This window comes from Lentibacter algarum (assembly GCF_018860975.1).
GTDB lineage: Bacteria > Pseudomonadota > Alphaproteobacteria > Rhodobacterales > Rhodobacteraceae > Lentibacter > Lentibacter algarum_A.
Window position 1 is genome coordinate 179,924 of the sequence record NZ_JAHKQI010000009.1, and the last position, 19,983, is coordinate 199,906.

The window sequence follows — 19,983 nt, forward strand, 5'->3', positions numbered from 1 at the left end:
GCTAATATTTTTGCGCAGTTCATCTGTTTTACCCCTTAAACTCGTGAGCCAGCAAGAGAAACGCCTCGCTGGCACTTTGTTCAAAACAAAACTTAGGAGCTAAAGCACATTGGAACAGAGTGACGAACCTGAAGCTTAACAGCTTGACCTGACTGCTCTTTTCCCGGCAGGCGATCAACCAATACGCGGTAGCATTCGCGGCCACGCACGGGGCGTTTGCTCACGCGAACCAAGCGCACTGTCAGCTCCTGACGAGGGTTAAGGCGTGCCACGGGAGGGCTCACAATAACATCGCGCGTTGGCTTGGCTTTCTTGGGGTCGGTGCCTTCGCGCCATTTGAGAACCCGCATCTGCAAGACCGAGGCTTGCTTGCCGCTGGCCTTGACCGTCAGTGTAGTCTGGCTCGCAGCTTTCACATTCAGCCGCGTAGGTGACACCGTAAGGCTATCTGCCAGCAGGGGCGAAGTGACGCCCCCGCTGATAAGTAGAGCGGCGACGAACGCCGGCTTTACAATTTTCACTATGCTCGATTTCAACATGGGATTTTCCCTTATTATGTTTGGTTTGCCTCGGCTACTCTAACCGTTAATGGTTAAGAGTAACCAAAATTGTGTCCGTATAGAGCCCTGCACTGTAGCTGCCTGGGGGTATCTGCCCATAAACAGGTATTGCTTGTGGAACAACTGCCGTCAAGTTGCCCGAGAATACTGTGCCGCCTGACGCGACAGCACTTGAGTGCCCAGCGTCGGAGAAGACAGTATAAGGCAGCAAGTCGCCACCAGTGCTGGCCATTTTGCGTGTGCCGCCTTCTTCGTTTTGGCCAGCGCCCAGCGTAACAGTAGCGCCGGTTCGGCTGCCAGTGCAAAGCACAACAATCGAGCCTGGCGTAATCTCGTTTGAGGCCGTCGATGAATCGATACTGGCGAATGATAGCGCCGTCGCAGATGTCAGCGTGCAGCTGTCAGCAACAATGGCTGAAACGTTAAGGTTGGCAGTTTCCTCAGCAGCAGAAGCCATCGAAGACGCCGCGCAAAGGGCACTTAACAGTGAGAGTTTCAAGGAGTTCTTAATAAACATAGTCATGCCTTTCTGGGTTTGACAGTGATCGTTACCGGGCTTCTTAGAAGCAGTTCACGGCGTGGAATCCTGCGAAGTAGCCAGACCATCTTTCTCGATAAACTTGTCCAAATCTTGTCGAATAAGAGTGTTCTTCGTGAAAAAGAGTGGCCGACGAAGAGCATAGTGCTCACCTCATCAGCAGGAACGCGCCTTTCCAGCACACCTCAAGAACCGCCATTGCCGTTGTACAACATCGGACAAATATACCGCATGAAGACTAGGCAACTGACTGTTGGAGGAAACCTACATTCGAGTTGGCGGCAAATGGCGCTACCTGTGGCGCACCGTCGATGCAAATGGCCGGTATTGCCAAGTTGAGGACACAACGTACCGATGACTTTTTCTATGATTTCTCTATTTGCCGCACGGGGGATCGGAAGCTATTTGCGAAGGACGAAAAGGAACTTCAAGCGCAGGTCGAAAGGTTGCACAAAAACGCCGCCGCGCTAATTTCTGTTAGTGATAAGTGAATTGCGCGCTCTGTTAGACAACACCAAATTGTGGCTGCTTGATCTGGAATGATACCAGCCTATTTGGCCATCTGAGTTAACATGACAATGCCGCCTGCTGGTTCCAGCCAAACGCCAAGACTTTGCGACAGAGCCCACTTTTACCTACCCAAATAGAGTGGTAGCCAAAGTGTGATCTCTGGGAAGACGATGATCAGGGCAAGAGCAACCATTTGCAAAAACACAAATGGTAAAACTCCAAGGTAGATCGTCTTGATTGGGACATCTTTCGCTACACCCCGAAGATAGAACAACGCGTAACCAAATGGCGGGGTGAGAAACGATGTTTGCAAGTTGACTGCCAGAGCGATCGCGAACCAAGCCAATACATGCTCTTGGTCCATTCCAAAATCAAGCCCAGCGATCACGGGTGCAACTATCGGAACAACAACAAGGGTGATTTCCACCCATTCAAGGAAAAAGCCCAAGATAAACACCACGAACATGATCAGAAGCAGAGACGTATAAGGGCTGCTACCTTCAAATGAAAACAGATCGATGATCATTTCATCGCCGCCGAGTTTCCGAAAAACAAGACTAAAGATCGTTGCACCGATCATCACAAAGATGATCATCGCTGTCGTCTTTGTACTGTCTGTGAGAGCTGCTGAAAGCGATGAAAGAGTTAGACGGCGAGAGATCAGCGCTAACACCAAAGCTCCTGCTGCTCCAATCGCTGCGGATTCAGTGGGGGTTGCGATGCCTGCGATAATCGTTCCCAAGACAGATAAGATTAGAATGATTGGCAAGAGCAAATCAAATGCTAACTGAAACATCAGTTTACCAAAACTCTCAGGTCTATCTTGTGCGATCGCAGGCATACGCTCTGGTGAACGAATAACTATATAAACGAGGTAGCCTACGTAGAGGAATGCCAGCAACAAGCCAGGGCCAACCGCGCCGATGAAAAGACTTCCGACCGAAATTGAAAGTTGGTCGCCCAGAATGATCAGCATGACGCTTGGCGGTATCAATATCCCCAAGGTCCCGCTCGCTGCAATCAAACCCGTCGAAATTTTGGGGTCGTATCCGTTTTTGAGCATTGGTGGCAAAGCCATCATCCCCATCAGCACAACAGATGCGCCGATAATGCCGGTTGAAGCCGCCATGATGATCCCGATCAAAGCCACCGCAAAAGCGTAGCCACCCGGGATCGAGCGAAACAGCGACGCAAGCGAACGTAGGAGTCTTTCGGCAATGCCGGAACGCTCGAGCATTAGCCCCATGAATACAAACAATGGAATCGCTATGAGCAGCCAGTTCGTGAGCACTCCAGAGAAAATTCGTTGCACACCAATCGAGAGAAATAACATTGGTACGCCTGCGGCTACTGCAAAAATGATCCCGACACCCGCCAAAACAAAGGCGACTGGATACCCCGCGAAAATGCCCGCAATCAAGCCAAGGAGCATGGCGATAGGCCAGATGTATTCAATCATGAGTATGCTCACTATAGATAGGTAGTCCACGAGAAGCTCTTAGAACTGAGCGCATAGCTCGAGCCAAAGTGGCCACTCCAAGCAAAGCAAAACCAGCGGGCAAGCAGGCTTTGATAAGCCATCTGTCTTGAAGGCCGCCGTAGTTTGACCCTTCACCAGATGAAAGGGCCGTAAGCGCAAACTTGGTGCCGAACCAAGCGATGATAAGGCAAAATGGCAGAATAAGGAATAAATCACCAAGAACCTGAAAGGTTGCATTGGTTCGATTGGAGAAGTTGCAAGACAGAAAGTCTACCGAAACATGTGCGTTGTCGCGAAACGCCAGTGTTCCACCGAACAAAACCAGCAAAGCGAAGATGTGCCACTGCATGTCCGTGAGCGTGTTTACTGTTATACCATCTCCGAGCAGGAAGACATCACCTTCCCAAGAACCGAAACTGTTCCAGCCAGCTTGTGCCGCAAATACGGTTAGGCAAACGCACAAAATAAGCGGTAGCATAAGCCATCCTATAAAGCGCCCGGGTAGCGTGCAGATGCCGATGATATTGGTTAGAAAACGATCCATGTCAGGCCTGTTCGCTTTGTTAACAATTGCAATAGGGGGCCACTTAAGTAACCCCCTATGCTACTAGCTTGTTTCAGTTAGGCATACTTTGGAGCTCGCTCCAACGGCTAACGCGTTCGACGTAAGCTGTCAGAGAGGCATAAGCTTCCTGAAAGATTGGGTCTTTCGCGGCTTCTTCTTCCATCACTTCTGTCGCAGCAGCTTTCATTGCGACCAACACTTCGTCAGGGAAGCGCTTAACAGTTGCACCCGCGGCTTCGATTTCTTCAATCGCAAGCATCTGCTGGTTCAACTGATCGCCAAGGTTGTCAACAATGTTGGCTTTGCAAGCCTCAATCATTGTTCCTTGATGCTGTTCTGATAGGCCCTTCCAAACATCCATATTGATGATGATAGAGTCCCAGCTTGAAGGCTGGTGCCAACCAGGAAAGTAGTAGTTTTTCGCGATCTCTTGAAAACCGAAGTTCTTGTCGAGTTGTGGCGCAGAGAATTCAGCCGCGTCAATTCGACCTGTTTCAAGCGAAACATAGATTTCGCCAGCAGGAACGAGTTGCGTATTGGCGCCCAATTTGGCAAGCGCCTGCCCGCCCAAACCAGCGATCCGCATGTTGAGACCTTTAAGGTCTTCGACAGTGTTGATATCTTTATTGAACCAACCGCCAGCCTCAGGCACAACCAGATGGCATGGGATGATCTTTACGTTGTGTGGGTCATAAGCCTTCTGGATAATTTCAAGGCCACCACCTTCAAACATCCACGCCAAAGCAATGTCAGGTGTCGGACCAAACGGCATTGATCCAACAAGGTTGGCAACCGGGATTTGACCGGCCCAGTAGCCAATCCAATCAAAACCCATCGGGATTGCACCCGTGCTTACCGCACCAAAAACTTCAAATGGCGGGACAAAGTCACCTGAGCCATGAACCTTGATGTCGATCTCGCCACCGGTCATCATGCGAACCTTATTTGACCAGTTAACGGGGCTTGGGCCAATAGACGGTACGGTCAAACCAAACACGCTTTGCAGGTCGAAATTCTCAGCAGTTACGGAACTGCCGACCCCTACTGCGGCCATCGTGGCCAATGTTAAAAACTTATTCATGTTGCCTCCCTAGAGCGCTGCGCTGAGAGCCGATTTGAAACATGCTCAAATCGTATCCAGCCGTTGATAGATTGCTCGCCAATTTATTTTCTCCCTTGGCGACAATCAAAACATTAGATATATACAAACTGATTTGCAATATGTGAAATTCAAAAAGGTGCTAGACGAATGTTTCTTTTAAATGGAGAGATCGCGGTCGTGACGGGCGCAGGCCAGGGCAACGGCGCCGCAATAGCCGAAGGCATGGCAAGCGCCGGCGCCCTTGTCGTTCTTATTGATATCAATAAGGAAACTGTCGAGCAGGTGAGAGACAAAATCATCGCGAGTGGCGGTGAGGCTGTTGCCTATCAACTGGATGTGACTGATCAGTTCAAAGTAAACGCATTGCGTGTCACCATTTCTAAGGAAGTCGGAGCTGTTTCCATCCTTGTGAATAACGCAGGAATCATTCGGCGTACCGAAATCGACTCTGACACGTATGAAGACGATTGGGATCTAACGTTTGCCGTGAATGTGACCGGCGCCAAAAACATGGTGCGTGCGTTCCTGCCTGATCTGATCGAAACATCGGGCAGCGTGATCAACCTCGCCTCGATTATGTCAATCGTCGCGGGCCCCAGCCTAACAGCATACGCGGCAAGCAAAGGCGCTATCGCGCAGTTTACCAAAGCCTTGGCACAAGACATGGCGCCTCATGGTGTGCGCGTTAACGCCATCTTACCGGGAGTAATCGAAACTCCGATGACCCAAGTTACGAGAGACACTCCTGAAGCGATTGCTCGCTTCATGGCGCACACGCCTCTGAAGCGCGTCGGACAGCCCACAGAACTTGTCGGACCGGTGATCTTCCTCGCATCAAATGCAGCAAGCTATGTAACTGGCGCGCTGCTGCCGGTCGACGGCGGCTATTTGACCGCATGAACGAACTTGAGAAAATAGGAAGCAAAATGGAACGCAAAATATATGAATGCGATGTCTTGGTCGTGGGTTCTGGCGCGGGTGGGCTATCAGCGGCTGTGAGTGCCGCGCACCGCGGCAAGAAAGTTCTGGTTGTCGAAAAGGAACCTGTTTTTGGCGGTACAACTGCACGTTCTGGAGGCTGGAGCTGGATCCCCAACAACGGACCAGGAAAGCGCGCAGGTGTTCAAGACAGTGTTGAAAAAGCGCGCACATACTTACAGCACGAAACTGGTGAGCACTTCGATGCGGCGCGCGTAGATGCCTTTCTCGAAGCTGGCCCAAAAGCCGTAGAGTTCTTTGAGAGTGAAACATCTCTGCAGTTCGATCTTGGCCCCACCTTTGCCGACTATCACCCTGATGCCCCCGGTGGCTTGGATGGTGGCCGTTCGATCGTTGCGCGCCCTGTCGATGGACGCGAACTCGGCGCCGAGATCAAACGCTTGCGCCCTCCATTGGCCGAGATCACATTCTTAGGGATGATGATAGGGACAGGTAAAGAGCTCTTGCACTTCTTCAACGTGACACGCTCTCCTATATCAGCGTTTTATGTTGCTGGTCTGTTCATGAAATTTCTACGCGACATGGCCTTTCATGGCCGGCCGATGCGGCTGATGAACGGCAACGCGTTGGCAGCACGGTTGGCGAAATCCTGTTTTGACAAAGACGTTCCCATCTGGACTAGGGCCGCAGTAAAAGAACTTACCAGAGATGCAAAAGGGCGTGTTATTGGCGCTCTCGTTGAAACTGTCCAAGGAACAGTCGAGGTTCGCGCGAATGATGGGGTTGTCATGGCCGCAGGTGGTTTCCCACATGATGTTGCGCGCCGCATGAAGCTGTTTGGGCACGCGACAACAGGGAACGAACACGCCTCACCTGCCCCTCCCGGAAACACAGGGGACGGATTACGTCTTGGACAATCAGCAGGTGCTGCTCTCAATGATGACTTGCCAAACGCGGCAGCTTGGGTTCCTATCTCACGGCCCGTCAACAAGAATGGCACACTTGGCACCTTCCCACATTTTGTTGACCGTTCAAAACCCGGCGTGATAGCTATCACCCGTTCAGGCCGGCGGTTTTGCAATGAGGCTGACAGTTATCATGACTTTGGGCAGTCGATGACCAAGACGTGCAAAGACGAAGGCGGAGAAATCTGCGCGTTCTTCATTGCCGATCACCGCGCATTGCGCAAATACGGGCTCGGTTTTGTGAAGCCATATCCTGTGCCCTACAAACAGCACATCAAGTCAGGTTACCTCTTTAAAGGCGAAACGATTGCTGACCTTGCAAAACAGATCGGGGCTGACGCTGAGCAGTTCGAGCGCACTGTAAGCGATTTTAATGTTCATGCGCGCAATGGCGAGGATCCTCAGTTTCACAAAGGGTCAACGTCCTACAACCGGTCGCTGGGCGATCCCGACCACAAGCCTAACCCTTGCGTCGCTCCTGTCGAGAAAGGACCCTTCTATGCAGTCAAACTCGTGATGGGTGATTTGGGAACATTCGCAGGCTTGCGCACCAACGAGTATGCGCAAGTGCTTGATGACAACAACCAGCCTATTAGCGGCCTGTACGCAGCCGGCAACGATGCAGCGAGTATCATGGGTGGCAATTACCCAGGCGGCGGCATCACACTCGGCCCAGCATTGACCTTTGGCTATATCGCCGCACGGCACATGGCTGGTGGCAACAAATGAACAGAAGCGGTGGCATAGCCTTCGGCATAGCCGCCGTTTTCGCTTGGGCGATCTACAATGTTGGCGTTGAGATCGGCCACCAACAAGGCCTGAGCAGTGCCGACCTAACCTTGCTACGCTATGCTGGCGGCATGATAGTTATGCTACCGGTTATGGCGTTCATGCGGGTTAGCCCCTTTACAGATACGACTGTGTTTCGAACCGCGGTTCTGGTTGCTGTCGCAGGCCCGCCATTCGCTTGGATATTCAACACCGGATACACCTTAGCGCCTCTCAGTCATGCTGTCGTTATCAGCCCGGGTATGACCATGTTAGTTGCAAGTGGCCTTGGCCGTTGGTTTGGCGGCGCCCCGCTTTCTCTGCACCGCAAACTTGGAATGTCCCTACTAATCTTAGGGCTGATCTTCATTGCCTCGGACCAAGAAAGTAAACCGCACTCAGGATTTGGACCTTGGCTTGGTGATCTGTGTTTTGTTGTAACCGGCACGCTTTGGGGCGTGTTTACATGGCTTATGTCTCACTGGAAACTGGACGCCGTGCGAACAACCGGTCTCATCGCTATTTGTTCAACCACAGTTTACCTTCCCATCTACTGGTATCTGTTTGAGCTTCCACCTGTCGCCGTAACGGTATGGCTCGAACAGTTTATATACCAAGGCGCGCTAGGCGGGGCCTTGGCTGTGGTGTTCTTCGCAATCGCAATTAGCCGTCTAGGAAGCACAACAGCCGCAGTCTTCCCTGCCCTAGTGCCATCAACCGCTGTTTTCTGCGCGATACCTATGACCGGACAATCACCGAACGTGCTTCAATTCGCCGGATTGGCCACAGCGAGTCTTGGCCTTTTCGTTTCATTGGGAATTTTTAATCGCCAGAATTCACGGCTTCTTCGTAGCCTAGGTCACGAGAAAGGTTCCTTGTGAACTCAAGAAGCCGGTACACAGGCGCACCATCTGGCGCGAGATCAATATAGCCCGTTGGACCTATGATAGTGATCACCAACTGTATCTGACCCGTATGGTCAAAAACAGGTGCCGCGATCGCTGATACACCCGGAATTGGCATATCGCGTGTCACAGCATAGCCATCCGATTTGGCTTTTTGCTGTGCACCTAAATAGGTTTCTTCATCGACCTTGAAAAAGGCCCGCCTTTCAAACTCGGTGTTCGTAAGTTCTGCTGCAACCAACGGCGACGTGATTGTCGAAGGCAAAAACGCCCCGAAAACTGCCCCAGTTGCGGTTACAGTCATGCTGTAGTTCCCGCCAACTTGAACGTTCGCATGAATACGGTCATCGAACTCCTGAACATAGGTAATCGTAGGGCCATGCGTGCCCCATACAGAAACAGTGACCATCAGCCGTAGTTCAACAGACAATGCGCCGACCCGCACGATCGTGTCGCGATGCGCATTCTGGTTGCGTAGTCTCGACAACCCGAGGTGCAAGGCAAAAGGGCCCAATTGATACAGTCCACGCTCAGTTTGCTCGACCATCTGCATCTTTCGAAACGAGACAAGATAAGGGTGCAATTGCGCAGCTGAAATTCCAACTTCTTCAGCAATATTACTCAATTTTTGAGGAGACTTCGCCTGCAATAGAGCTGTAAGTATGCGTCCGCTCGTTTCGACAGTCTGCACACCACGCCGTTTCGACGAGTTGTCATTCTGCTTTACCATATTCAACTACTTCTTTTAGAAACTCTTTCAGTAACCCATATCAAGAATAAGGGCGTTGCTCTAGAAATTAATACCGCTAGATTTTCAGACTGAAAAAACAGGGGACTGTTGCGATCGACGCAAACTGAACGGGACTGTTGCATTAATTGACTTATGTCGGTGGGGAGGTTTGTGGACTCGGTGGATCATGCGGTTGCGAAGAGTTGGCAGACAGACTGGATCTCGCCCAGAACACCTGATTGGTTTTGATGGATGTGGCCGCGTTTGATGGTTCGGATTGTTTCGATCCCGCTGAGGGTCGCCTTTGTCGATATCCAAGTAACCGTTTCATGGCGGCGTGGTCGCTTTCAATCCGATTGTTCCTCCATTTTCGGTCGATATGCCGGATGCTATCGAAATGTGGATCATAGCGATGATTGATTTCGCGTATGACGCGCCGATACGCTTGCGCTTTGTCGGTGACAATTGTCACCGGGCGGTGGAGCCTGACACGCTCGATTGCTTTGTTCAGAAAGGCTTTGGCTGCTTTCGCGTCCCGCTGTGCAGTGAGGCGTAAGTCAACCATTTGACCGTTCGCATCAATTGCGCGCCAGAGGTATCACCACTTGCCGCCGACACGGATGTAGGTCTTATCCATATGCAAATCGACGCTGGCGCGACGCAGATGCTTCTCGGTTCGCTTGGTCAGTTCAGGTCCAAATTTCTGGACCCATCGATAAACCGTAGACCGATCTACCGATATGCCACGTTCAGACAGCAGATCGATCACATCCTGGTAGGATAACGGAAAACGCAGATAAGCCCAAAACGTAGCACCAGCGTAGCACCGCCTGAAACGGCAACGCAAAAAGCCGCACGAGGGCGGCTGTTAACGTGTTGTATTTGTTGGTTTATTTTGGTTGCGGGAGTAGGATTTGAACCTACGACCTTCAGGTTATGAGCCTGACGAGCTACCGGACTGCTCCATCCCGCGCCAAAAAGTGCCTCAAACTCGAATTTTAGGGTTTGAGGCATCGAAAGAGAGACATCAACGCTGCCGATTGACAGCGAATTGATAGACCTTATTAAGTTTGGCAGTGACCTACTCTCCCACACCTTAAGATGCAGTACCATTGGCGCAACAGCGCTTAACGACCGGGTTCGGGATGGAGCCGGGTGTTTCGCTTGTGCTATGACCACCAAACTAAATAAGGTCTATCAAAATCCAAGTCAGGCAATACTTTTAGTAAGTGTATGCTGATGATGATCAGTTAAAGCCTAGCTTTTACTGGATCAAATCAAGCCTATCGGGCAATTAGTACCAGTCAACTGAATGCGTTACCGCACTTACATCTCTGGCCTATCGACGAGGTGGTCTACCTCGGCCCTCAGGGATACCTTGTTTTGAGGGGGGCTTCCCGCTTAGATGCCTTCAGCGGTTATCCTGTCCGATCATAGCTACCCAGCACTGCTCCTGGCGGAACAACTGGTACACCAGTGGATCGTTCACCCCGGTCCTCTCGTACTAGGGGCAACTCCTCTCAAGTATCCTACACCCACGGCAGATAGGGACCGAACTGTCTCACGACGTTCTAAACCCAGCTCACGTACCTCTTTAAACGGCGAACAGCCGTACCCTTGGGACCTGCTCCAGCCCCAGGATGAGATGAGCCGACATCGAGGTGCCAAACACTGCCGTCGATATGGACTCTTGGGCAGTATCAGCCTGTTATCCCCGGCGTACCTTTTATCCGTTGAGCGATGGCCCTTCCACTCGGGACCACCGGATCACTATGGCCGTCTTTCGACTCTGCTCGACTTGTCAGTCTCGCAGTCAGGCTGGCTTCTGCCATTGCACTCAACGAGCGATTTCCGACCGCTCTGAGCCAACCTTCGCGCGCCTCCGTTACGCTTTAGGAGGCGACCGCCCCAGTCAAACTACCCGCCACACAGGGTCCCGGATCCAGATAATGGACCGCGGTTAGACATCAAGCAGAGCAAGGGTGGTATCTCAAGGGAGGCTCCACGAAAACTGGCGTTTTCGCTTCAAAGCCCACCACCTATCCTGCACATGCTCGGCCTAATGCCAATGTGAAGCTGTAGTAAAGGTGCACGGGGTCTTTCCGTCTAACCGCGGGAAGCCTGCATCTTGACAGGCAATTCAATTTCGCTGAGTCTATCTTGGAGACAGCGGGGAAGTCGTTACGCCATTCGTGCAGGTCGGAACTTACCCGACAAGGAATTTCGCTACCTTAGGACCGTTATAGTTACGGCCGCCGTTTACCTGGGCTTCAATTCAGAGCTCTCACCCCTCCTTTTAACCTTCAGGCACCGGGCAGGCGTCAGACCCTATACGTCGTCTTGCGACTTCGCAGAGCCCTGTGTTTTTAGTAAACAGTCGCCACCCCCTAGTTTGTGCCCCCAGTCATTACTTGCGTAAGAACTGGGCCTCCTTCTCGCGAACTTACGGAGGTATTTTGCCGAGTTCCTTCAAGATAGTTCTCTCAAGCGCCTTGGTATTCTCTACCAGTCCACCTGTGTTGGTTTAGGGTACGGTCTGATGGAGGGCTATTTCCAGGAACCCCTAAACGGCCTCCCCAATCCAATAAGGGGAAACAATCTTCGGGATCCGTCACATCCTCCTGGCCCACGAATATTAACGTGGTTCCCATCGGCTACGCATTTCTGCCTCGCCTTAGGGGCCGGCTTACCCTGCTCAGATTAGCTTTAAGCAGGAACCCTTGGACTTTCGGCGACAGGGTCTCTCACCCTGTTTGTCGCTACTCATGTCATCATTCTCACTAGTGATCTCTCCACGGGATCGCTCACGCGCCCGCTTCACTGAAAGCTCCTTGCGTCCAACACCTTCCGAAGAAGGCTAAAGACGCATGGAACTATGTCACACTACGCTCCGCTACCATGCACTATGTGCATCCTCAGCTTCGGCTCATGGCTTGAGCCCCGTTACATCTTCGCCGCAGGACAACTTATTTAGACCAGTGAGCTGTTACGCTATCTTTAAAGGATGGCTGCTTCTAAGCCAACCTCCTGGTTGTTTTGGTCGTCCCACCTGCTTTCCCACTTAGCCATGAATTAGGGGCCTTAGCTGGAGGTCAGGGTTGTTTCCCTCTTCACTACGGACGTTAGCATCCGCAGTGTGTCTGCCAGATATTACTCCCGGGTATTCGGAGTTTGATTAGGATCAGTAAGGCTGTAGGCCCCCATTACCCATTCAGTGCTCTACCCCCCGGGGTATTCGTCTGACGCTCTACCTAAATAGATTTCGCGGAGAACCAGCTATCTCCGAGTTTGATTGGCCTTTCACCCCTAGGCACAACTCATCCCGACCTTTTTCAACAGGTGTGGGTTCGGTCCTCCAGTAAGTGTTACCTTACCTTCAACCTGGTCATGCCTAGATCACTCGGTTTCGGGTCTGATCCATCTAACTCATTCGCCCTATTAAGACTCGCTTTCGCTGCGCCTACACCTAACGGCTTAAGCTTGCTAGATAGACCAAGTCGATGACCCATTATACAAAAGGTACGCCGTCACCTCTCAAGGAGGCTCCGACTGATTGTAGGCGTTCGGTTTCAGGAGCTGTTTCACTCCCCTCGTCGGGGTGCTTTTCACCTTTCCCTCACGGTACTGGTTCACTATCGGTCAGTAAGGAGTACTTAGCCTTCGAAGGTGGTCCTCCGATCTTCAGACAGAATTTCACGTGTTCCGCCCTACTTAATACGTCCTCTCATGCTTCTTATACGGGACTGTCACCCACTATGGTTGGCCATTCCAGACCATTCTAATCACAATTGAGGCTCGGCTGGTCCCCGTTCGCTCGCCGCTACTAGGGGAGTATCAATTGATTTCCTTTCCTCCGGGTACTTAGATGTTTCAGTTCCCCGGGTTTGCTTTTATAAACCTATGTATTCAGTCTATAAATACCTGGTTCAGCCGACTATAAATTACCGAAGTAATTATAGTAAACTGTCAGGTGGGTTCCCCCATTCAGAAATTCATGGATCAAAGCTTATTCTCAGCTCCCCATGACTTATCGCAGAGTATCACGTCTTTCATCGCCTCTTACTGCCAAGGCATTCACCAAACGCCCTTCTCGCGCTTGATTTGATCCAGAAAAAGACAGGCTTGCGCATGTCGCGACACCAAGCTGGTTCAAAGCAGGTGTCCTTATTCTGGTATCAAAAGCATACATTTTCCCGCCAGGCCTATAAGGCCTGACAAAAACTACGATCTTGGTATGAACAAGACCGCGTTTCAGTTGAAGTCCGTGCGAACTTCAACTTGGTTAGTGTACTTGACTTGGACAACTCTGTTCTTTTCAGGCTGGCATACTCTAGAACTGATCGAGGAAACAATCTTGCCTAAAGCTCGCCCCGAAGGGCACCAATCTGAGGTTATCCACTTACTCGCGGAAACCAACAGTGTTGATTTTTGATATCTCTCTATACGATGTCAATAACGCTCATTCTAAGAATGAAACGTCTTCGTCTGAAAGATCAGACGTTCAAACAGCGTGTGCTGCTTGAAGATTTGATCTTAAGGTGTTGTTCCTTGGTGGAGCCTAGGAGGATCGAACTCCTGACCTCCTGAATGCAAATCAGGCGCTCTCCCAGCTGAGCTAAGGCCCCTTAAGGAAATGGTGGGTCGAGGAGGACTTGAACCTCCGACCTCACGCTTATCAGGCGTGCGCTCTAACCACCTGAGCTACCGACCCATACAGACCGGCAGGTCTGAAATTTGTTTCTGAAGAGATATGAGGACGGTCCGGTCCGGTTTGAGACACCGAAGTGTCTCTATATGCTACCGAAGTAGCTGCTAAGTGTTCGTCGAAATGAGCAAGCTCATCTGCCAGAACATCCTTAGAAAGGAGGTGATCCAGCCGCAGGTTCCCCTACGGCTACCTTGTTACGACTTCACCCCAGTCGCTGATCCTACCGTGGTCCGCTGCCTCCTCGAAAGGTTAGCGCACGGCCGTCGGGTAGAACCAACTCCCATGGTGTGACGGGCGGTGTGTACAAGGCCCGGGAACGTATTCACCGCGTCATGCTGTTACGCGATTACTAGCGATTCCGACTTCATGGGGTCGAGTTGCAGACCCCAATCCGAACTGAGATGCATTTTGGAGATTAACTCACTGTATGCACCATTGTAGCACGTGTGTAGCCCAACCCGTAAGGGCCATGAGGACTTGACGTCATCCACACCTTCCTCCCGCTTATCACGGGCAGTTTCTCTAGAGTGCCCAGCCGAACTGCTGGCAACTAAAGATGTGGGTTGCGCTCGTTGCCGGACTTAACCGAACATCTCACGACACGAGCTGACGACAGCCATGCAGCACCTGTCACTATGTCCCGAAGGAAAGCCTGATCTCTCAGGTTGTCATAGGATGTCAAGGGTTGGTAAGGTTCTGCGCGTTGCTTCGAATTAAACCACATGCTCCACCGCTTGTGCGGGCCCCCGTCAATTCCTTTGAGTTTTAATCTTGCGACCGTACTCCCCAGGCGGAATGCTTAATCCGTTAGGTGTGTCACCGAACAGTATACTGCCCGACGACTGGCATTCATCGTTTACGGTGTGGACTACCAGGGTATCTAATCCTGTTTGCTCCCCACACTTTCGTACCTCAGCGTCAGTATCGAGCCAGTGAGCCGCCTTCGCCACTGGTGTTCCTCCAAATATCTACGAATTTCACCTCTACACTTGGAATTCCACTCACCTCTCTCGAACTCAAGACTAGCAGTTTCAAAGGCAGTTCCAGGGTTGAGCCCTGGGATTTCACCTCTGACTGACTAATCCGCCTACGTACGCTTTACGCCCAGTAATTCCGAACAACGCTAACCCCCTCCGTATTACCGCGGCTGCTGGCACGGAGTTAGCCGGGGTTTCTTTACCAGATACTGTCATTATCATCTCTGGCGAAAGTGCTTTACGACCCTAGGGCCTTCATCACACACGCGGCATGGCTAGATCAGGCTTGCGCCCATTGTCTAAGATTCCCCACTGCTGCCTCCCGTAGGAGTCTGGGCCGTGTCTCAGTCCCAGTGTTGCTGATCATCCTCTAAAACCAGCTATAGATCGTTGACTTGGTGAGCCGTTACCTCACCAACTATCTAATCTAACGCGGGCCAATCCCTCTCCGATAAATCTTTCCCCCGAAGGGCGTATACGGTATTACTCTCAGTTTCCCGAGGCTATTCCGTAGAAAGGGGTATGTTCCCACGCGTTACTAACCCGTCCGCCGCTCGCCCCGAAGGGTGCGCTCGACTTGCATGTGTTAGGCCTGCCGCCAGCGTTCGTTCTGAGCCAGGATCAAACTCTCAAGTTGAAAAGCAATTGCTTGCTTAACCTTGACGTCGAACCTCTGCACATCACCATATGACCTTACTGAAATCATATGGCGTTTTCTCTGTTTATCGTGCTTGAAGTTATCAAAGATAACTAGAAGCCGTCCAAACAGTGAAGCTGACTATCCATAATCGCTAGGGCCGAAGCCTTCGCTAGGTAGTTGATATGAAGAGGTTGATCCATCGAATGAACCAAACCGCCCACATATCTCTTCAGTTAATATCAATTTCAAAGAGCGTCGAGACCGAAGCCTCAGAGACAAAAGTGACTGGATGCGCCCTAACTTGTTGGCGCGCCCCGCCTCAGATCCCTCAATATTCTTGCCTCCCGTCCCGCTGGAGCGTCGCTCCGTTGGTCTGTTTGGCGGCCCGTTGGAGCGTCTCTGCTCGTCCGGTAAGGGGGGTTCTAAGGTTAGTAGCTGAGACCCGCAACCCCTTTTTTCACCGAATGTCATTTTTTTTACATGTTTCTGATTTTTCCTATGTTTTGAGGGGGTTACTTGTTGATAATTCCGCCGATCACCGCTCCTAAGCAAGATTATTGCTGCAATGACTGGCTACAGAACCCAGATATTGAGTTATCCACAGGCTGAGCAACAAGACTCACCGCGCAATCTGGTGAATCGCGCTCCGATTCATCAATCCGACTCGCAATTTTCCTCCGATTCACCTGAATCGCTCCAAATGAATCACCCCAAATCACCGATTCATTTGAAAATTCATGCTCTGAAGAGAAGATTCTCACCCATTCAGCGAGTCGCTAGCCCGATTCACAGCCAAGTCACCACCAAATCACTGCCAAATCACTGCCGATTCAGGCAGTCTTTGCCAGCCTGGCCCAGAATCGCGTGCCAATCAGCCCCAGAATCACGGCCATAAACACCAGCGGCTCAATCTGAATGCCTTTCACCAGCATTATGAAGTGCGCCGCACCAAGAATCGCCGCCAGATAGGTAAGCTTGTGTAGTTTTCGCCAGCGCGTTGCGCCGAGTCGGCGGATCGAAGCGTTGTTAGACGTCGCTGCCAGCGGCAGAAGCAGCGCAAATCCCACCATACCGACAGTTATATAGGGGCGCTTCACAATATCGGCCCAGATCAGCGCCACATTGCCAAGATCAAGCACCAGCCAGACCAACAAATGCGACAGTATATATATGAACGCACTCAGCCCCAGCGCGCGGCGGAACTTCAACAGGTTCAGCCCCACGTACTTGCGCAGCGGTGTCACCGCCAAAACCGCAATCAAAACCTTCAGCCCGGCCTCTCCGTAAGCATGCTCTAGCGCCTTGATCGGCTCCGGCCCAAGCGCCCCATTTAGGCCTTGATAGAACAGCCAGAAAACATGCCCCATACACAGTATATATAGGGGCCATGCCGGAACCCGTTTTACAAGGGCATTTAGGTGGTCGGAAATCGGCTTCATTGCGGGCGTCATTTAGGTGCCTTTTCGAGAGCCTTCAAAGCCCCACAGTTCCGCCCGACCCGTTTCACAAATTCGGCGCAATCGTTTCGCAAGCTTCGACAAAAAACAGCAGTTACAGGACCACGCATATGACTTACTCTCTTGTGCCTCACGTCAACGCGGCGCTTCACGACAGCGCAAGCAACAGCAAACAAGTCTTCCGGCCCACATGGGGCGCTAGACTGCTTATCCCTGCGGTCATGCTCTCGATTTTGTTGATCATTGATCTCAGCAACATGCAGATATCGCTGACTGACGGACAAACTTTCGTCGGCAAGGCGCTGCTTGGCATAACTCTGTTCTTGGCGCTCTATCAGTGGATCATGCTCAACTTTGTTTGCCGCATCCGGCTTGAGGGCAATACGATCACAAGCTACGGAAACTCGCTCTTTGCGCAAACCCGTGATTTGGATGGATTGTCGCAAGTGCAAACCCTTCACAAAGAGGGCTTGCTGAAACTCACATTCCATAACGCCAAGCCGCTCTACACCATGCGCTACATTTCCCAGCGCGACACATTCCTTGCACTCTTGAATACACATATCGCGCGGAACACCTAAAGACTGCGTCAAAAGTTGGCTTTCAAGTCCATGCCTTCATAGAGGCTGGCCACATCCTCTCCATAGCCGTTCATCATGAGCGTCGGTTCGCGCCCGGCAAACAGCCCGCCGCCAAGTTTGCGTTCCGTCGCCTGTGACCAGCGTGGATGATCAACCTCGGGGTTCACATTGCTATAAAAGCCATATTCGCGGGCATTGGCCTTGTTCCAACTGGTCGCCGGCTCTTTGTCTGTCAGGGTTATCCGCACGATCGACTTGATGCTTTTGAAGCCATACTTCCAGGGCACAACTAGCCGCAGCGGTGCACCGTTCTGGTTGGGGAGCTCTTTGCCGTAAATCCCGGCGGCCATTATCGTGAGCGGGTGCATCGCCTCATCAAGCCGTAAACCTTCAACATAGGGCCAATCAAGGACAGGGTATTTCACCCCTGGCATTTCGTCGGGCCTCAGCGCAGTTTCAAAAGCAACATACTTCGCCCCGCTCTGCACACCTGCGAGGGCCAACAAGTCGGCAAGCTCAAAGCCGTTCCAGGGCACAACCATGCTCCAGGCTTCGACACAGCGAAACCGGTAGATGCGCTCTTCAATGCTCACCTTCGCAAGAATGTCTTCCAAAGCATAGTCGCCCGCGTTGTCGACCATCCCGTCAATCTTCACCGACCAAGGCTTTGTCGTCAGGCGGCCTGCGTATTTCGCCGGATCTTCCTTGCCAGTGCCGAACTCGTAGTAGTTGCAGTAACCGCTGATGTCCTCAAGGCTGTTAGGCTCAAGCGCCTCGGCCCGCGCCGCAGACCCAACAAGCCCAAGCCCCGCAACACCGGCCATAATCTGTCGCCGGTTCAAAAAAACGCTCTCTTCGGTTACGTCACTATCCTTAAGAGTGTTGCGCCAGCGAAATGCCATAGTATCAGTCCTTATCCCGGTTTCCGCTCAAGTTAGCTGCGTTTCCCAAAACCGCCAACCAACGCTTTCTCACGTTTTCGCCAGATCACTATAACTTGTGACTGTGAGAGTGACTGTGACTGTGACTGTGACTGTGACTTGGATAAAGCTCGCTCATCGGCCTTGAACGGCCGTCGTCTTGCACCAGCCGCACATGCGCGCGTGTCATCAAGCGTGGCTCCGCCACCCCGACAGAATGCGCAATGGTCTCAACCTCTTTGATCACCTGCTTGGCATAATTCGCAACTTTGAGGTATTTCTCTTCAACAACCAGCCCCCGCTGCAGCTTGCCATCATGGGTGGTTATCCCTGTCGGGCAGGTGTTCTTGTTGCACTTTAAAGCCTGAATGCAGCCAAGACTGAACATAAAGCCCCGCGCCGCTGTGACAAAGTCTGCCCCGGCACAGATCGCCCAAGCAACATCGCTCGGGTTCACCATTTTGCCGCTGGCAATAATCCTGATGCGCGCGTGTAGCCCGTGCTTGTCGCGCATGTCGCACATCAGCGGCAGCGCTTCTCTGATCGGCATGCCCACGAGGTCAATCAACGGCATCGGCGCCGCACCCGTGCCGCCCTCGCCGCCATCAACAGTTATAAAGTCAGGCGCGCTATCGGCCCCGCGCGCTACGATCAACTCAAAGAACTCCGCCCAGGCCTCGTCCCCGCCGAGCACCGTTTTGATGCCGACAGGCTTGCCAGTCACCTCGCGGATGTGCGCGATCATGTCGAGAAGCTCACCCCAATCGCCTGCCTCCAAATGCCGGTTGGGCGAAATGCTTGCACGACCGGCCGTGATACCCCGAATTGCGGCGATCTCGTCAGTGACCTTCTCGGCAGGCAGTATCCCGCCCTTGCCCGGCTTCGCCCCCTGCGCCAGCTTCAGCTCGAACATGCGGATATTGTCCAAAGCCGCCAGCTCGCGCAGCTTGTCGTCACTCATTGCGCCGGCCTCATCACGCACGCCGTATTTCGCCGTTCCGATCTGCGCGATCACATCGCCGCCGCCCTCAAGGTGGTAAGGCGCAACACCGCCCTCACCCGTGTTCAACCAAATGCCGGCCTTAGCCGCACCCTTGCTCAGTGCGCGCACGGCAGGCTTTGACAACGCGCCAAAGGACATGCCCGAAATGTTGAAAAAAGAAGGTGCACTATAAGGTGTGCGTGCTTGCGGCCCGATCACCAAAGGCTCGCTGCTGGCAAACTGATCATCCAAAGGCGGAAAGGCGGCGTTCATAAACAGCGCTGTGCCCGGAATGCCCAAGTTGCGTGTCGAGCCGAAAGCAACAGTGTTACCCTTGCCCTCGGCCGAGCGCTCGACCCAATCACGCTGTGCTCGGTTAAACGGCATCTCCTCGCGGTCCATCGCAAAAAAATATTGCCGGAAGAACTCTCCTAAAGTCGAGAATACATGCCGGAACCGCCCGATCACCGGATAATTGCGCCGGATCGCATCGCCCCTCTGCCGGCGATCAACCACATACATGGCAATCAACACCGCCGCCAAAACGCCTAGCGCAAACACAAAGGCCAAAGCCAGAAAGCTCACCACACTCATTGCAAACTGCATCACATTCCCTGTTTGATATATGTCATTTCTACTGCATTTCTGTTACTATA

At 52.2% G+C, this 19,983-nt stretch carries 13 protein-coding genes, 3 tRNA genes, 3 rRNA genes and 2 pseudogenes; 5 read left to right on the forward strand and 16 right to left on the reverse strand.

The features are described from left to right. Nucleotides 1-92: 92 nt before the first annotated feature. A complete protein-coding gene (locus KO498_RS14765) occupies nt 93-539 on the reverse strand; it encodes a fimbrial biogenesis chaperone (RefSeq protein WP_215960695.1) in 447 nt (148 codons plus the stop codon). Nucleotides 540-585: 46 nt separating this feature from the next. Continuing rightward, nucleotides 586-1,077, reverse strand: coding sequence for a Csu type fimbrial protein (locus KO498_RS14770; RefSeq protein ID WP_215960696.1), 492 nt, complete (start codon nt 1,075-1,077; stop codon nt 586-588). Nucleotides 1,078-1,351: 274 nt separating this feature from the next. On the opposite strand from KO498_RS14770, the pseudogene KO498_RS18425 reads away from it, so the two are divergent. After that, nucleotides 1,352-1,453 (forward strand): annotated as a pseudogene (locus KO498_RS18425) (DDE-type integrase/transposase/recombinase); the annotation flags it as partial. 276 nt (nt 1,454-1,729) lie between these two features. Here the strand turns inward: KO498_RS18425 and KO498_RS14780 are convergent. The 3 genes from KO498_RS14780 to KO498_RS14790 all read right to left on the reverse strand — a co-directional run bounded on the left by KO498_RS14780 (nt 1,730) and on the right by KO498_RS14790 (nt 4,734). After that, nucleotides 1,730-3,067 (reverse strand): TRAP transporter large permease, encoded by a 1,338-nt coding sequence (locus tag KO498_RS14780; RefSeq protein WP_215960698.1) that lies wholly within the window; start codon nt 3,065-3,067, stop codon nt 1,730-1,732. Further along, nucleotides 3,060-3,632, reverse strand: coding sequence for a TRAP transporter small permease subunit (locus KO498_RS14785; protein WP_215960699.1), 573 nt, complete (start codon nt 3,630-3,632; stop codon nt 3,060-3,062). Before KO498_RS14785 ends, KO498_RS14780 begins: the two co-directional genes overlap by 8 nt. 73 nt (nt 3,633-3,705) lie before the next feature. Then, nucleotides 3,706-4,734 carry a TRAP transporter substrate-binding protein gene (locus tag KO498_RS14790; protein WP_215960700.1) on the reverse strand — a complete coding sequence of 343 codons (1,029 nt, stop codon included), beginning with the start codon at nt 4,732-4,734 and terminating at the stop codon, nt 3,706-3,708. A gap of 168 nt (nt 4,735-4,902) precedes the next feature. On the opposite strand from KO498_RS14790, the gene KO498_RS14795 reads away from it, so the two are divergent. From KO498_RS14795 to KO498_RS14805, 3 genes are read left to right on the forward strand one after another with little or no spacing between them, the layout of a single operon-like run. Continuing rightward, the gene (locus tag KO498_RS14795; RefSeq protein ID WP_215960701.1) at nt 4,903-5,655 is read left to right on the forward strand and encodes an SDR family NAD(P)-dependent oxidoreductase; all 753 of its coding nucleotides are present in this window, start codon (nt 4,903-4,905) and stop codon (nt 5,653-5,655) included. Between the two features lie 26 nt (nt 5,656-5,681). Continuing rightward, entirely contained in the window at nt 5,682-7,388 is a 1,707-nt protein-coding gene (locus KO498_RS14800; RefSeq protein ID WP_215960702.1) for an FAD-dependent oxidoreductase, read from the forward strand. Then, nucleotides 7,385-8,308, forward strand: a complete 924-nt coding sequence (locus tag KO498_RS14805; RefSeq protein ID WP_215960703.1) for a DMT family transporter — start codon at nt 7,385-7,387, stop codon at nt 8,306-8,308. Before KO498_RS14800 ends, KO498_RS14805 begins: the two co-directional genes overlap by 4 nt. Here the strand turns inward: KO498_RS14805 and KO498_RS14810 are convergent. From KO498_RS14810 to msrQ, 9 genes and pseudogenes are all read right to left on the reverse strand, one after another. Continuing rightward, the gene (locus tag KO498_RS14810) at nt 8,250-9,062 is read right to left on the reverse strand and encodes an IclR family transcriptional regulator (protein ID WP_215960704.1); all 813 of its coding nucleotides are present in this window, start codon (nt 9,060-9,062) and stop codon (nt 8,250-8,252) included. The two genes, KO498_RS14805 and KO498_RS14810, sit on opposite strands and share 59 nt — an antisense overlap. A gap of 185 nt (nt 9,063-9,247) precedes the next feature. Next, nucleotides 9,248-9,909: pseudogene (locus tag KO498_RS18475) on the reverse strand (IS6 family transposase). Nucleotides 9,910-9,958: 49 nt separating this feature from the next. After that, nucleotides 9,959-10,035 (reverse strand) — tRNA-Met (locus KO498_RS14820). A gap of 95 nt (nt 10,036-10,130) precedes the next feature. After that, nucleotides 10,131-10,245 (reverse strand): 5S ribosomal RNA (rrf, locus tag KO498_RS14825). A gap of 90 nt (nt 10,246-10,335) precedes the next feature. Continuing rightward, nucleotides 10,336-13,164: ribosomal RNA gene (locus tag KO498_RS14830) — 23S ribosomal RNA — on the reverse strand. Nucleotides 13,165-13,611: 447 nt separating this feature from the next. Beyond that, nucleotides 13,612-13,687: transfer RNA gene (locus tag KO498_RS14835), tRNA-Ala, on the reverse strand. A gap of 9 nt (nt 13,688-13,696) precedes the next feature. Further along, nucleotides 13,697-13,773 (reverse strand) — tRNA-Ile (locus KO498_RS14840). Nucleotides 13,774-13,922: 149 nt separating this feature from the next. Continuing rightward, nucleotides 13,923-15,384, reverse strand: a 16S ribosomal RNA gene (locus KO498_RS14845). Together the 16S, 23S and 5S rRNA genes with 3 tRNA genes alongside form the textbook arrangement of a ribosomal RNA operon. A gap of 833 nt (nt 15,385-16,217) precedes the next feature. Continuing rightward, a complete protein-coding gene (gene msrQ, locus KO498_RS14850) occupies nt 16,218-16,838 on the reverse strand; it encodes a protein-methionine-sulfoxide reductase heme-binding subunit MsrQ (protein ID WP_252731468.1) in 621 nt (206 codons plus the stop codon). A gap of 116 nt (nt 16,839-16,954) precedes the next feature. Between msrQ and KO498_RS14855 the strand changes: the two genes are divergently transcribed. Further along, nucleotides 16,955-17,425, forward strand: coding sequence for a hypothetical protein (locus KO498_RS14855; RefSeq protein ID WP_215960705.1), 471 nt, complete (start codon nt 16,955-16,957; stop codon nt 17,423-17,425). Nucleotides 17,426-17,433: 8 nt separating this feature from the next. Here the strand turns inward: KO498_RS14855 and msrP are convergent, their stop codons facing one another. Together msrP and KO498_RS14865 are read right to left on the reverse strand one after the other, a co-directional pair. Next, a complete protein-coding gene (msrP, locus tag KO498_RS14860) occupies nt 17,434-18,327 on the reverse strand; it encodes a protein-methionine-sulfoxide reductase catalytic subunit MsrP (protein WP_215960706.1) in 894 nt (297 codons plus the stop codon). Between the two features lie 88 nt (nt 18,328-18,415). After that, nucleotides 18,416-19,933, reverse strand: a complete 1,518-nt coding sequence (locus KO498_RS14865; RefSeq protein WP_215960707.1) for an FMN-binding glutamate synthase family protein — start codon at nt 19,931-19,933, stop codon at nt 18,416-18,418. Between the last annotated feature and the right edge of the window lie 50 nt (nt 19,934-19,983).